15 protein-coding genes and 2 tRNA genes are annotated in these 12625 nt (G+C 67.5%); 12 read left to right on the top strand and 5 right to left on the bottom strand.

Features of this window, described 5'->3' with window-relative positions:
- Window positions 1–40: 40 nt before the first annotated feature.
- Both HAV18_RS16450 and pncB read right to left on the bottom strand, forming a co-directional pair.
- On the bottom strand, window positions 41–703 hold the full coding sequence (locus tag HAV18_RS16450; protein ID WP_166957584.1) for a lactate utilization protein C: 663 nt from the start codon (window positions 701–703) through the stop codon (window positions 41–43).
- Window positions 704–791: 88 nt separating this feature from the next.
- Complete coding sequence (gene pncB / locus HAV18_RS16445; protein WP_166957582.1) at window positions 792–1991, bottom strand: nicotinate phosphoribosyltransferase; 1200 nt, start codon at window positions 1989–1991, stop codon at window positions 792–794.
- 310 nt (window positions 1992–2301) lie between these two features.
- On the opposite strand from pncB, the gene fdxA reads away from it, so the two are divergent.
- The 8 genes from fdxA (at window position 2302) to HAV18_RS16405 (ending at window position 6684) form a co-directional block, all read left to right on the top strand.
- Window positions 2302–2625 (top strand): ferredoxin FdxA, encoded by a 324-nt coding sequence (gene fdxA / locus HAV18_RS16440; protein WP_011351384.1) that lies wholly within the window; start codon window positions 2302–2304, stop codon window positions 2623–2625.
- Window positions 2626–2726: 101 nt separating this feature from the next.
- A tRNA-Asn gene (locus HAV18_RS16435) sits at window positions 2727–2802 on the top strand.
- 71 nt (window positions 2803–2873) lie between these two features.
- Window positions 2874–2949, top strand: a tRNA-Asn gene (locus HAV18_RS16430).
- A 119-nt stretch (window positions 2950–3068) separates the two neighbouring features.
- Window positions 3069–3554 (top strand): CreA family protein, encoded by a 486-nt coding sequence (locus tag HAV18_RS16425; RefSeq protein WP_166957580.1) that lies wholly within the window; start codon window positions 3069–3071, stop codon window positions 3552–3554.
- Window positions 3555–3615: 61 nt separating this feature from the next.
- Window positions 3616–4515, top strand: coding sequence for an AraC family transcriptional regulator (locus tag HAV18_RS16420; RefSeq protein ID WP_166957578.1), 900 nt, complete (start codon window positions 3616–3618; stop codon window positions 4513–4515).
- A 122-nt stretch (window positions 4516–4637) separates the two neighbouring features.
- The gene (locus HAV18_RS16415; protein WP_166957576.1) at window positions 4638–5405 is read left to right on the top strand and encodes an AzlC family ABC transporter permease; all 768 of its coding nucleotides are present in this window, start codon (window positions 4638–4640) and stop codon (window positions 5403–5405) included.
- Window positions 5402–5740, top strand: a complete 339-nt coding sequence (locus HAV18_RS16410) for an AzlD domain-containing protein (protein WP_128846180.1) — start codon at window positions 5402–5404, stop codon at window positions 5738–5740. Before HAV18_RS16415 ends, HAV18_RS16410 begins: the two co-directional genes overlap by 4 nt.
- 161 nt (window positions 5741–5901) lie before the next feature.
- Window positions 5902–6684 carry a DUF4088 family protein gene (locus tag HAV18_RS16405; RefSeq protein WP_166957574.1) on the top strand — a complete coding sequence of 261 codons (783 nt, stop codon included), beginning with the start codon at window positions 5902–5904 and terminating at the stop codon, window positions 6682–6684.
- Between the two features lie 123 nt (window positions 6685–6807).
- On the opposite strand, the gene HAV18_RS16400 is transcribed toward HAV18_RS16405, so the two are convergent.
- Complete coding sequence (locus HAV18_RS16400) at window positions 6808–7209, bottom strand: hypothetical protein (RefSeq protein WP_166957572.1); 402 nt, start codon at window positions 7207–7209, stop codon at window positions 6808–6810.
- A gap of 270 nt (window positions 7210–7479) precedes the next feature.
- Here HAV18_RS16400 and HAV18_RS16395 point away from each other — a divergent pair, with 270 nt between their 5' ends.
- The 3 genes from HAV18_RS16395 (at window position 7480) to fumC (ending at window position 10772) form a co-directional block, all read left to right on the top strand.
- Window positions 7480–7698, top strand: coding sequence for an RNA-binding S4 domain-containing protein (locus tag HAV18_RS16395; protein ID WP_006486208.1), 219 nt, complete (start codon window positions 7480–7482; stop codon window positions 7696–7698).
- A gap of 135 nt (window positions 7699–7833) precedes the next feature.
- A complete protein-coding gene (norM, locus tag HAV18_RS16390) occupies window positions 7834–9222 on the top strand; it encodes a multidrug efflux MATE transporter NorM (protein WP_166957570.1) in 1389 nt (462 codons plus the stop codon).
- 155 nt (window positions 9223–9377) lie between these two features.
- Entirely contained in the window at window positions 9378–10772 is a 1395-nt protein-coding gene (fumC, locus tag HAV18_RS16385; protein ID WP_166957568.1) for a class II fumarate hydratase, read from the top strand.
- A gap of 58 nt (window positions 10773–10830) precedes the next feature.
- Here fumC and HAV18_RS16380 read toward each other — a convergent pair whose 3' ends face one another.
- Together HAV18_RS16380 and HAV18_RS16375 are read right to left on the bottom strand one after the other, a co-directional pair.
- Window positions 10831–11343, bottom strand: coding sequence for an acyl-CoA thioesterase (locus HAV18_RS16380; RefSeq protein WP_012328135.1), 513 nt, complete (start codon window positions 11341–11343; stop codon window positions 10831–10833).
- 131 nt (window positions 11344–11474) lie between these two features.
- Entirely contained in the window at window positions 11475–11615 is a 141-nt protein-coding gene (locus HAV18_RS16375) for a hypothetical protein (protein WP_163008963.1), read from the bottom strand.
- A gap of 195 nt (window positions 11616–11810) precedes the next feature.
- Between HAV18_RS16375 and HAV18_RS16370 the strand changes: the two genes are divergently transcribed.
- Window positions 11811–12518 carry a helix-turn-helix transcriptional regulator gene (locus HAV18_RS16370; RefSeq protein WP_166957566.1) on the top strand — a complete coding sequence of 236 codons (708 nt, stop codon included), beginning with the start codon at window positions 11811–11813 and terminating at the stop codon, window positions 12516–12518.
- Window positions 12519–12625 lie beyond the last annotated feature (107 nt).

Here is a 12625-nt window from a genome sequence, read left to right as displayed (position 1 = left end):
GAACTTCCTTGTTCGAATGGTAGTGGATGCAGCGGGCGCGTCATGCGCCCCGTACGACGATCACGTGAACGCGGTACGGGCCGTGCGCGCCCAGTACGATGGTCTGCTCGATATCGCCCGTGCGCGACGGGCCCGACACGAAATTGACCGCGCGCGGCAATTCGCCGCGCTCCGAACGGATCAGCGCAAATGCGTCTTCATGACCGGCGACGATCCGCGACGCGGGAACGATCGCGATGTGCGTTTCCGGCAGCAGGCCGGCCGACGCATAGGTATCGGGGCCGGACAGCAGCACCAGCGAGCCCGTTTCGGCGGTTGCGCAAAAACAGCCCGTGAGACCGACCAGATCACCGTCGCGCGGCTTGCGGCATTCGACCGACAGGCCTGCGCCCGCCCAGTCGAAATCGGCCAGCGTGCGCCACGCGACGGCCTGCGTCGGCAGGCCGTGAGCGGAAAGGTAGCGGGCCGCGGCGGCCGGCACATCGGCAAGCGTCGCGACTTCGTCGACCGTCGTCGACAGGCGTGCGGCTTCGTCGACGAATGCCGCGACGAGGTCGGCCGGCATCGGCGGGCGCGGGCCCTCGGGATGACGGGCGAGATAGTCGGCAACGCCGTCGCGCTCGGCCGCATCGGGTTCGGCCGCACGCCCCTGCGCCGCGCGAATGCGCGCGAGGATCTGGCGACGGGCAGCGGAAGTGTCCATGAACGGTCCTCGTGACGTTGGCGGGCGATACCGTCGGATTATACCGGCCGACCTCACCGCGACGCAGCTTTGGCCGTTCGGCCGACGCTTACTTCGACGCGTCTTCCTCGACCGGCTGCGCGATGCCGAACACCTGGCGCAGGTACGCGAGATACGCCTTGTCGTCGCACATGCTCTTGCCCGGCGTATCCGACAGCTTCGCGACCGGCTGCCCGTTGCAGCGAACCATCTTGATCACGATCTGCAGCGGCACGTAGCCGAGGTCGTTCGTGAGGTTGGTGCCGACGCCGAACGCGAGCTTGCAGCGGCCGCGGAACCGTTCGTACAACTGCATGACCTTCGGGATGTCGAGCGCGTCCGAGAACACGAGCACCTTGGTGCGCGGGTCGCAGCGGTTCGCCTCGTAGTGGCGCAGCATGCGCTCGCCCCACTCGAACGGATCGCCCGAATCGTGGCGCGCGCCGTCGAACAGCTTGCAGAAGTACATGTCGAAGTCGTTCAGGAATGCATCCATCCCGTAGACGTCCGACAGCGCGATCCCGAGGTCGCCGCGATACTCCTTCGCCCACATCTCGAAGCCGTAGATCTGCGAATCGCGCAGCCGCGGGCCGAGCGCCTGGCACGCCTGCAGATACTCGTGCGCCATCGTGCCGAGCGGCGTGATGTCGTGCCGCATCGCGTACAGCACGTTGCTCGTGCCCGCGAACTGCGGCCCGAGCCCGTCGCGCAGCGTGAGCGCGACCTCCTCGTGCCAGACCTTCGAGAAGCGCCGGCGCGTGCCGTAGTCGGCGATCTTGCAGTCGGCGAACTCGGGCTTCGCGCCGAGCAGCTTGATCTTCTCGCACAGCCGCTCGCGACCTTCGCGATAGTCGGGCTCGCGCTGCGTGTTGCGGAAATAGACTTCGTTGACGATCGCGAGCACCGGGATCTCGAACAGGATCGTGTGCAGCCACGGCCCCTCGATCACGATGTCGATCTCGCCGTTGCCCTTCGGCGACGGCGTGATCGAGATGTACTTCTCGTTCAGGTGGAACAGCGCGAGGAAATCGACGAAATCGCTCTTGATGAAGCGCATCCGCCGCAGGTAGTCGAGTTCGACGTCGATGAAGCGCAGCGCACACAGGCCGCGCACCTCGTCGCGGATCTCGTCGATGTACGGCACGAGATCGACGCCCGGCGTGCGGCACCGGAAGCGGTACTCGACGTTTGCGGCAGGAAAGTGATGCAGGACGACCTGCATCATCGTGAACTTGTAGAGATCCGTGTCGAGCAGCGAAGTGATGATCATGATTACGGCACCGCCAATATCGTGACAGGGCCCCGGCGCACCGCGCGCCGCCCGGTCTGTCGGCCATGTTACCCGAATGCGGGCCCGACCATCGTGAAACCGCCTGCCGCCCTGCTCCGGTCGCGCCGCCGTACCGGCGTACGGTACACGCGCCCCCGTTGGTGCGCCCCTTCGGCAGGCCGCCATAAACTAATCACGAAACGATATAAGCCGGATAGCCGACCACGCCATGCGGGTTTTGCGCTTCAGTTACAATGCCGGTTTTGGCGCAAACGCCACCCCATATATACCGCCAAGCAGGAGCGTTTTAATGACTCACGTTGTGACCGAAGGCTGCATCAAGTGCAAATACACGGACTGCGTGGATGTGTGCCCGGTGGATTGCTTCCGTGAAGGTCCCAACTTTCTCGCCATCGATCCGGACGAGTGCATCGACTGCGCCGTGTGCGTCGCCGAGTGCCCGACCAATGCGATCTATGCCGAAGAAGACGTTCCGGGCGACCAGCAGCAGTTCACCGCGCTGAACGCCGAGCTGGCGAAGGACTGGCCGTCGATCACGAAGACCAAGCCGGCACCGGCCGACGCGGACGAGTGGAAGGACGTGCAGGACAAGCTGCACCTGCTCGAGCGCTGATCGCGTAGCGGCCGCAAAAAAATTTGCGCGCCGCGGCCCAAAAGTATTGACGGCTTGATCAACGCTCCATATAATCTCCTTTCTCTGCTGTTGTTGTTTGTTCCCCGATAGCTCAGTCGGTAGAGCGCCGGACTGTTAATCCGTAGGTCCCTGGTTCGAGCCCAGGTCGGGGAGCCAAAAACGCAAAGGCCCGTTGAAAGTGGACGGGCTTTTTGCTGGTAGACAAACAAGCAGATGTACCGATTTATTCCCCGATAGCTCAGTCGGTAGAGCGCCGGACTGTTAATCCGTAGGTCCCTGGTTCGAGCCCAGGTCGGGGAGCCAAATAGCGAAAGGCCCGTCATTCGACGGGCCTTTTGTTTTTCCGGCCCGCCTGTCGGCTTTCATCGCCCGGTCGCGCGCATGCTAGAGTCTCTGTCCCGCATTCGCATCCGGTTCCGTCGATGAAGCACCGCCTCCTCCGTTCAGCATCACTCGCCCTCCTGCTTTCCGCGTTCGCCGCGGCACCGCTCGCGCACGCGGAGGAAGTCGGCAGCGTCAACACCCATTTCCGCGTCACGGGCTCCGATCGCGTGGTCGTCGAGGCGTATGACGATCCGGTCGTGAACGGCGTGACCTGCTACGTGTCGCGCGCCCGCACCGGCGGGATCAAGGGCACGCTCGGTGTCGCCGAGGATCCGAGCGAAGCGTCGATCGCATGCCGGCAGGTCGGCCCGATCAGCTTCAAGGAGCCGCTCAAGCAGCAGACCGACGTGTTCAGCGAGCGCATGTCGTTCATCTTCAAGACCCTGCACGTCGTGCGCGTGGTCGACGCCAAGCGCAACACGATCGTCTACCTGACCTACAGCGACCGCATCGTCAGCGGCAGCCCGAAGAACGCCGTCACCGCGGTGCCGATGCCGGCCGGCACGACGATTCCGGTCAAGTAAAGCCCGCGCCTGCCGGGCGCGCGAGCGATACACTGACGATTCGACCGCTCCGCGCCCGATCATGTCCGCCACCCGCCTTCCAGACTCCGCACGCTACTGGCGCACGCCGCTGCTGCCGGAGGCGGATCTCGTCACGGCCACCTATCGCGACCACACGTTCGCGCCCCACTGGCACGACGCGTACACGATCCCCGTGATTCTCGAAGGCGCGGAACGCTTCACCTATCGCGGCAACGGCTATGTCGCCGAAACGGGTTCCGTGCCCGTGATCAATCCCGGTGAAGTGCATACGGGTTCGCGCGCTGCCGACGAAGGCTGGTGCTATCGCGTCAGCTACATGCCGGTCGAATTCATCCGCGAACTCACCAGCGCGATCGCCGGCCGCCCGCAGGACGCGCCGTGGTTTGCGCCCGACGTGATTCGCGACGCCGACCTGGCGGCCCGGCTCACGCTGGCGCACCGGATGATGGAGGCCGGCAGCGAGCGCGCACTACCCTCGCAGGCGCACGGGCAGCCGGCTGACGATCCGGTGACGGGCACACCGCGCATCTACGATCCGCTCGCCGCCGAAACGGCGATGCTCGATGCGTTGTCGACGCTGATCGTGCGCCATGCCGACGCACTGCCGCGACCGGCGCCGCTCGCAGCGGACGAACCACGCGTCGACGCGATGCGCGAGCGGCTCGCCGCCGATCTCATGTGCACGGTGACGCTCGACGAAGTCGCGCAGGCGGCCGGCCTGTCGCCGTTCCACGCGGCGCGCCTGTTCACCCGCACGACCGGCATGCCGCCGCATGCCTGGCGCAACCAGTTGCGCCTGCAGCGCGCGCTGGCGCCGCTGCGCGCGGGCGTGCCCGTCGCCGACGTCGCGGCGGCCAGCGGCTTCGTCGACCAAAGCCACTTCACACGGCACTTCAAACGCATGTTCGGCGTGCCGCCCGGGCGCTGGCAGGCGAGCTGACGCGCAGCATCCGGCCCGCCACCGCGATGCCGCCGGCGCCTGCAGGCGAGCAAGCGCCGGCTCGCCGCCCAAGCGCAAGAACATACAAGCCGGCACACCCCCTGCCCGCTATCCTCCCGTTCATGGAGGAGCACCCTTTGAACCCGACACCCGCATCGCCTGCTCGCCGCCCATTCAACGAATGGCTCGACGGCGCGCGCGACACGATTCCAATGATGATTGGCGCCGCCCCGTTCGGCGTGATTTTCGGCACGCTCGTTGGCGGCGGCCCGCTCGCCGCGTGGCATGGCGCACTGATGTCGCTCGCCGTGTTCGCGGGCTCCGCGCAGTTCATCGCACTCGGCCTGATCGCAGGCAGCGCAAGCTTCGTCGTCGTGCTCGCGACCACGCTGATCGTGAACCTGCGCCACCTGCTGTACAGCGCGACGCTCGCGCCCTATGTCGCGCACCTGCCGCTGCGCTGGCGCGCGACGCTCGGCGCACTGATGACCGACGAGGTGTTCGCGGTCGCCTATGCGCACTACCGGCATTTCCCGCCCGGCGTGATCGGCCCCCACTACTTCTTCGGCTCGGGGCTCGCGATGTACCTGAACTGGCAGGTCTGGACGCTCGCGGGCATCGGTTTCGGCGCGGCGTTCCCGGGCCTGCAGTCGCTCGGCCTCGATTTCGCGATGGCGGCGACCTTCATTGCGATCGTCGTCCCGCAGCTCGGCACGCTGCGCTATTTCGCGGCGGCCGTGACGGCCGGCACGCTGGCGTACTTCTGGCAGGGCTGGCCGTACAAGCTCGGACTGCTCGGCGCGGTCGCCGCCGGCGTCGCGATCGGCGTCGCACTCACGCTGCTGCACGAACGCACGCGCGCCGGCTCGCGCACGGAGGCCGCATCGTGAGCTACGCGCTGCTGATTCTCGGGATGGCCGTCATCACGTACGCGATCCGCTCGACGCTGTTCCTGTTCGGCGAACGGCTGACCTTCCCGCCGCTCGTGCGGACCGCGCTCGGCTTCGTGCCCGTCACCGTGCTGACCGCGATCATCGTACCGATGACCGTCTCGCCGCACGGCGGCACGGCCGAGCTGACCTGGCGCAATCCGCAGCTGGTCGGCGCGCTGGCGGCCGTGCTCGTGTCGGCGGCAACCCGCCGCCCGCTCGTGACGATCGCAGCGGGGCTCGTGGTGTTCTTCTTCTGGCAAGGGGTCGTGTTGCCCCACTGGCTGCCCGCCTGAGCGCACGCTCGGTCACGCGCACTCAAGTTTTCGCCCGGCACGCCGATATAGGGAATGAAGACCCGCCACCGGCCTCGGCGCGCACCGGTCAGTCGACGCTGCGCCCGCCCCGGTGCGCCGTGCCGGCCGCCGGCTTGCGCGGGCCGCCATCGAGACGATTCATGGGCCAGATCACCCTTTCCCTCAAGGACGACACGCTAGAGTCCCTACGCAAGGACTACGACGCGTTCGTCCGCGTGTCGCTGAAACTCGACCCGCAGTTCGCGACGCCGTCGTTCGAGGATTTCCTGCGCGCCAAACTGCTCGACAACATGGTGCCGCTGACCGAGCACGCCGTGCAGCGAATGCTGCAGGGCGGCCAGTACGCGTGGGCAAAACGCACGCTCGACAAGGAGTTTCCGGACGTCGTCGCGATCCTGATGCGACAGGCCGGCGAATTCGGCTTCGGCTTCGCGTCACGCTCCGAATGGACCCCCGACGAACTCGCGAAGGCTTGCCGCGACTGGGCGAAAGCGATCGTCGCCGAAGCGCAGGGCGACCCGTCGCTGATCGACCCGCTCGCATCGCAGATCAAGGGGGCGGCGCAAGACATCCAGGCGCTCGAGGAGCTGATGCAGACGCCTGCGTGGCGGCTCGCGGAATCGCTGCGACAACGGGTCTACGAGGCCAAGCTCGCGTGCGAGATGAGTGTCGGCAGCACCGCCCGCGACAAGCTCGGCGAACTGCGCGGGCTGCTGCGGCTCGGGCTCGCGCACGGCTCGTTCCAGAAGCAGGAAGCGCAGCAGATCATGGAATACCTGCGGCTGCTGAAGCCGGAGATCTTCGTCGAGGAGCCGTACGACGTCTTCGCGCGGCTCGCCGCGTGGTTACGCAGCGTATTCACGCCGGCTGCCGTGCGACCGGCGCAGGGTCCGGGACAAGGGCAAGGACAGCGCCGGCCGTAACGGCGCGCCCATGCGCATCAACACATGAAAACGTCCCGGTTCGCGTAACGCGAACCGGGACGTCGGGTGGCCACCGTCGCGACGCGTCGTCCGGGGCGAGCGTCGCGCGGCGCCGGGCACCGCTTACTGCGTGGCGCCCTGGGCCGATGCACCGCCCTCCGCGCCCACCGATGCGCCGCCTTCGGTCGCTTCGCCGGCCTTCGCCTTGGCCGAGCCGACATGGCTCTTGGCCGACTTCGCGGCATGCTTCGTGTGCTTCTTGGCCGAGTGGACGGCCGACGACGACGTATCCTTCGCGCCGTCGGCGGCCGCGCCGACCGCATCGGTTGCACCGCCGGCCGCATTGCCCGACGCGTTCGCGCCCGCACTGCCCTGCATGCCGGCACCAACACCCGCCGCCGGCGTCTGCGCCTGCACGCCGGCACCGGCTGCGCCCTGTACCGCCGTGCCCGTCTGGGCAAATGCGGCCGAAGTGGCGAACGCCGTCAGCGCGGCACCGATCAGCATCGTACGAATCTTGGACATGGCAATTCTCCTCAGGAAGTTGTGAGCCCGGACCCCAGCGATGCGGTCCGTTGCGTCCCCCGCCGCAACACGCGGCAGGTACGACAAAAGACCCGCGGCCCGCACGGCCGGTTCTCGAATCTCTCAGACTGTTACCCACCGTTTCATTTGCTGACGAATGGCTCACATTTCCTGACAACCGCGTGCGGCAGCCGGCCGCGCTCGCGCGCCGGCCCGTCGTGCCGTATGATGCGGGGCGATTCCTCCCGCGCATTGCGCACCTTCTTCGTCATGCCCAACCTGGATTTCACGCTGACCGGCGAATACGTCGAGCTGCACAACCTTCTCAAGATCACCGGCCTCGCGGACAGCGGCGGCACCGCGAAGCTGATCGTCGCGTCCGGCGCGGTGAAAGTCGACGGCGCGGTCGAACTGCGCAAGACCTGCAAGATCCGCGCGGGCCAGGTCGTCCTGCTCGGCGACACGCGCATTGCAGTGCGCGAAGCCTAGGCCGGACGGTTCCCCCTGCCTGCGACATGGCCATCGGCGCGCGCGTTCGACATGGTTCGAATAAAGCCGTAAGCTAGCCGTCTCTCAAAATAAATACATAGAGCGCGGGCCCGCACCCGCGCGAGCGCCCATTCCATGTCGCATTCCGGTCTTACGCGGACGGCCGCCGCGCCGCCGTCCCTGTCCAGTCATGCCGCCGATACCGCGCGCCTCGCCGCGCCGCTCGCGATCGCGCAGCTCTCGCAGATGGCGATGAGCGTCACCGACACGGTACTGCTCGGCTCGCTCGGCCCCGATTCGCTCGCCGCAGGCGGGCTCGGCGCGAACTTCTTCTTCGTCATCGTGACCGTGCTGCAAGGCGTGCTGTCGTCGGTCAGCGTCAGCGTCGCGCACGCGCGCGGCGCCAAGGCAGACGAGCGCGTGCCGCACATCTACTGGACCGGCTTCGCGCTGTCCGTGCTGCTCGCGATTCCGGCCATCATCGCGCTGTCGCTGTCCGAACCGATCCTGCTGATGTTCCACGAGCCGCCATTGCTCGCGCATCACGTCGGCGAATACACCGGCATCCTGCGCTTCGCCGCGCTCGGCAGCCTGATCGGCGTCGGGCTGATGCGCGCATTCCTGCCGGCGATCGGCGCGGCGCGGCGGCTGCTGTGGGTGTCGGTCGGCGGCGTCGGCGTCAACGGCGTGCTGAACTACGGGCTGATCCACGGCGCGTTCGGGCTGCCGCGCCTCGGCTTCCTCGGTTCGGCGGTCGCGACGACGATCACGATCTGGCTCACCGCGCTCGCACTGATCTGGCTGCTGCACGGCCGGCAACGCTTCCGTCACTTCGTCACCGCCGCGCGCCCGAAGCTGCCCATGATGGGCGAACTGATCGGCATCGGCTGGCCGGTGGCGATCACGTACGGGGTCGAGTCGACACTGTTCCTCGCAACCGGCCTGACCATCGGTGTGCTCGGCGCGACGTCACTGGCCGCGCACCAGATCGCGCTGAACGTCGCGTCGGTGGCGTTCATGGTGCCGCTCGCGATCGGCCAGGCCGCCAACGTGCGGGTCGGCTACTGGGTCGGCGCAGGGGCGCCCGTCGCCGCGCGGCACGCGGGCTTCGTCGCACTCGGCCTCGGCGTCGCGTTCATGACGCTGTCGGGCATCGTGCTGGTCGTCGCGCCGCATGCGATCGTCGGCCTGTACCTGAACCTCGACGATCCGTCGAACGCGGCCACCGTATCGCTCGCCGCGTCGCTGCTCGGCATCGCCGCGGTGTTCCAGATCGTCGACGGCGCGCAGACCGTCGCATCGGGTGCGCTGCGCGGCCTGAAAGACACGCGCATCCCGATGCTCGCGGCGACCCTCGGCTACTGGGGCGTCGGTTTCCCGACCGGCTACTGGTTCGCGTTCCACGTGGGCCTCGGTGCCCGAGGCCTCTGGTGGGGCCTCGCGGCCGGCCTCGCCAGCGTGGCCGTGCTGATGGCATGGCGCTTTCATCTGAAGAGCGCGTCGCTCGTGACGTCGCCGCACTGAGCGCGACACGACGCGAAATCCCGGCCGGCGCTATGCTAGTCGGCTGAAGACCTCGAGACGCCGCGCAAGCGGCGCGGCCGCCTCACGATACGTCTGATTACGTCTGAGGCCGCGCGACGACGCGCGGCCTTTCCCCTTTCCTGGAGGAGTGGATCATGAACGAAGCAGTTCGGATGGAACGCGATACGTTCGGCGAGATCGCCGTACCGGCCGACCGGCTCTGGGGCGCCCAGACCGAGCGCTCGCTGCAGAATTTCCGGATCTCGACCGAAAAGCAATCGCCCGAGCTGATCCATGCGCTCGCGATCGTCAAGCGCGCCGCGGCGGCCGTGAACCAGTCGCTCGGCGTGCTGGCCGACGACAAGGCGCACGCCATCATCGACGCGGCCGACGAGATCATCGCCGGCAAGCATCCGCGCGAATTCCCGCTCGCCGTGTGGCAGACGGGCTCCGGCACGCAGACCAACATGAACCTCAACGAGGTGATCGCGAATCGCGCGAGCGAACTGATGGGCGGCGAGCGTGGCGAAGCGCGCAAGGTTCATCCGAACGACGACGTGAACCGCGGCCAGTCGTCGAACGACGTGTTCCCGACCGCCATGCACGTCGCGGCCGCGTACGCGATCGTCAACCACCTGCTGCCGGCGCTGCGCACGCTGCGCACGACGCTCGACGCGAAGTCGAAGGCATTTGCCGACATCGTGAAGATCGGCCGCACGCACCTGCAGGACGCGACGCCGCTCACGCTCGGCCAGGAGTTTTCCGGCTACGTCGCGCAGCTCGACCAGAGCATCCGTCACGTCGAATCGGCCTTGCCGCACCTGTACGAACTCGCGCTCGGCGGCACCGCGGTCGGCACGGGGCTGAACGCGCATCCGGAGTTCGCAGTGCGCGTCGCCGATGAAATCGGCCGGCTCGCGAAGCTGCCGTTCGTGACGGCGCCGAGCAAGTTCGAGGTGATGGCGGCCGCCGATGCGCTGGTGTTCGCGCACGGCGCGCTGAAGACGGTTGCTGCCGGCCTGATGAAGATCGCGAACGACGTCCGCTGGCTCGCGAGCGGGCCGCGCTGCGGGCTTGGCGAGCTGTCGATTCCCGAAAACGAGCCGGGCAGTTCGATCATGCCGGGCAAGGTGAACCCGACGCAGTCTGAAGCCGTGACGATGCTGTGCTGCCAGGTGTTCGGCAACGACGTCGCGGTCAACGTCGGTGGCGCGAGCGGCAATTTCGAGCTGAACGTGTTCCGGCCGATGATCGCGCACAACGTGCTGCAGTCGGTGCGGCTGCTTGCCGACGGCGCACAGAGCTTCAACGACCACTGCGCGGTGGGCATCGAGCCGAACCGCTCGCGGATCGACCTGCTGCTGAACGAATCGCTGATGCTCGTGACGGCGCTCAATCCGCACATCGGCTACGACAAGTCGGCGCAGATCGCAAAGAAGGCGCACAAGGAAGGCACGACGCTGAAGGCCGCCGCGCTCGCGCTCGGCTACCTGACCGAAGCGGAATTCGATGCGTGGGTGCGCCCTGAGGAAATGATCGGGTCGCGGTAACAGTACGACTCGGAACGGTACAACGGGCGCGGCGCGAACTGCGCGGCGCCCGCTGCGATCAAACCGCGCCTTTCGCGACTTCTTCCGGTTTCATCTCGACGATCTTGTCGAGCGCGGCCCGCACGTCGGCCGCATATTTCGCGAGCACCTTCTGCTCGTCGGTCTCGGGCACGAACGGCGGCACCGGCACCGGGTTGCCGTTCTCGTCGACCGCGACGAACACGACAAGGCAATCGGTCGTCTGGCGCAGCACACCGCCCTTCGGATCGCCGGCATGGACGGACACATGGATGTGCATGCTGGTGCGGCCCGTCGCAACGACGCGCGCCTTCAGCTCCACCAGATTGCCGACCAGGATCGGACGCTGGAAGCGGATGTTGCCGACGCTGACCGTCACGCAATAGCGGCTCGACCAGACGGCCGCGCACGCATACGCGACTTCGTCGATCCACTTCATCAGCGCGCCGCCATGCACCTTGCCGCCGAAGTTCACGGACGACGGTTCGGCGAGGAAGCGGAATACGGTTTCGGTGCGGTCGAGGGCGGCCGGTACGGGGGACGGTTGGGACATTGCGTTGGCTCCAGGCGGCAGGGGCGCTGTAATCGGCCGATTATACGTTGCACTGCGGCAACGCGTCGCGGGGCGCCCCGTATGGCGCGGCTGCCGGGGGCTGTACCCGGCGCGCACGCGGCCGGCGCCGGTCAGCGGCGCACCGTGATGCCCTGATCGATCGTTCCGTACATCTCGATACTGCCGCCGCGCTCGCCAGCCGCGCCCGCACCACCCTGCGCACAGGCTGCGCAGACGAGCGCGGCCGCCAGCAAACAGAAAATCGTCTTCATCGTTGCATCGTGTCACGTGCGGCAGCCCGCTGCCGCCGCTTTCGGCCATTCTACGCGCGCGCCGCATGCGGCCGCAGCCCGGCTCGCCGGATCGACGACGCCGGTGCGACTGCATCCGACACTTCAGCCAAAAGCGAAACATCGAATGCGCGCGCCCACTACACTGAAGATCATCCCGCCTGACGAGACACGACGATGACCGACCAAGACGACCACCACTTTCCGGGCCTGAGCCGCATCGGCTCCCTGATCGCCGACCCTGGGCGCGCCGCGATGCTGTGGGTGCTGATGGACGGCAGCGCGCGACCGGCAGGCGAACTGACGATGATCGCGGGGCTGTCGCCCTCCGCCGCAAGCGCCCACCTCGCGCGCTTGACCGAAGGCGGCCTGCTCGCGCTCGACGTGCGCGGCCGGCATCGCTACTACCGCATCGCGTCGGCCGACATCGCAGCGTCGCTCGAAGCGCTCGCAAACGTCGCCCGCGCGGCCGCGCCGCACCGCCCGGTTCCGCCGCCGTCGCGCACGGTACCAGCCGAACTGCGCTATGCGCGCACCTGCTACGACCACATGGCCGGCGAACTTGCCGTACGCATTTTCGACGGGCTCACCGCGCGCGGCTGGCTGCTCGCGGACGGCGATGCGATCGAGGCCACCGAACTCGGCACGCAGGCGCTGGCCCAATGGGGCATCGACGTCGCACAGCAACGCACGCGCCGGCGCCGCTTCGCGTGCGGCTGCCTCGACTGGAGCGAGCGGCGCTCGCATCTCGGTGGCGCGCTCGGCGCGGCGCTGCTCGAGAGCTTCTGTGCGAACGGCTGGATCGAACGTTCCGCAAGACCGCGCGTGTTGCGCGTGACCGTGCCCGGCCAGCAGGTTTTCGACGGGTGGCTTACGTCCGCTTGACGCCTGGATTGCGTCTGCACGACAACGGCGCGCGATGGACAGGTTTTGTTACATCGCGTGCCATCCGACTTACAAAACATGGGGCATTGAAACAGGCCAAGCGGATA

Origin of the sequence: Burkholderia sp. D-99, assembly GCF_011605345.1 — a bacterium.
Lineage (GTDB): Bacteria > Pseudomonadota > Gammaproteobacteria > Burkholderiales > Burkholderiaceae > Burkholderia.
The sequence above is the reverse complement of the archived record's forward strand: the minus strand, read 5'-3'. Positions and strand labels throughout refer to the sequence as shown.

Excerpts from the sequence above, each read along its gene's own strand:
- HAV18_RS16450 (WP_166957584.1), bottom strand. The coding sequence starts at position 703 with ATGGACACTTCCGCTGCCCGTCGCCAGATCCTCGCGCGCATTCGCGCG.
- pncB (WP_166957582.1), bottom strand. The coding sequence starts at position 1,991 with ATGATCATCACTTCGCTGCTCGACACGGATCTCTACAAGTTCACGATG.
- fdxA (WP_011351384.1), top strand. The coding sequence starts at position 2,302 with ATGACTCACGTTGTGACCGAAGGCTGCATCAAGTGCAAATACACGGAC.
- HAV18_RS16425 (WP_166957580.1), top strand. The coding sequence starts at position 3,069 with ATGAAGCACCGCCTCCTCCGTTCAGCATCACTCGCCCTCCTGCTTTCC.
- HAV18_RS16420 (WP_166957578.1), top strand. The coding sequence starts at position 3,616 with ATGTCCGCCACCCGCCTTCCAGACTCCGCACGCTACTGGCGCACGCCG.
- HAV18_RS16415 (WP_166957576.1), top strand. The coding sequence starts at position 4,638 with ATGGAGGAGCACCCTTTGAACCCGACACCCGCATCGCCTGCTCGCCGC.
- HAV18_RS16405 (WP_166957574.1), top strand. The coding sequence starts at position 5,902 with ATGGGCCAGATCACCCTTTCCCTCAAGGACGACACGCTAGAGTCCCTA.
- HAV18_RS16400 (WP_166957572.1), bottom strand. The coding sequence starts at position 7,209 with ATGTCCAAGATTCGTACGATGCTGATCGGTGCCGCGCTGACGGCGTTC.
- HAV18_RS16395 (WP_006486208.1), top strand. The coding sequence starts at position 7,480 with ATGCCCAACCTGGATTTCACGCTGACCGGCGAATACGTCGAGCTGCAC.
- norM (WP_166957570.1), top strand. The coding sequence starts at position 7,834 with ATGTCGCATTCCGGTCTTACGCGGACGGCCGCCGCGCCGCCGTCCCTG.
- fumC (WP_166957568.1), top strand. The coding sequence starts at position 9,378 with ATGAACGAAGCAGTTCGGATGGAACGCGATACGTTCGGCGAGATCGCC.
- HAV18_RS16380 (WP_012328135.1), bottom strand. The coding sequence starts at position 11,343 with ATGTCCCAACCGTCCCCCGTACCGGCCGCCCTCGACCGCACCGAAACC.
- HAV18_RS16375 (WP_163008963.1), bottom strand. The coding sequence starts at position 11,615 with ATGAAGACGATTTTCTGTTTGCTGGCGGCCGCGCTCGTCTGCGCAGCC.
- HAV18_RS16370 (WP_166957566.1), top strand. The coding sequence starts at position 11,811 with ATGACCGACCAAGACGACCACCACTTTCCGGGCCTGAGCCGCATCGGC.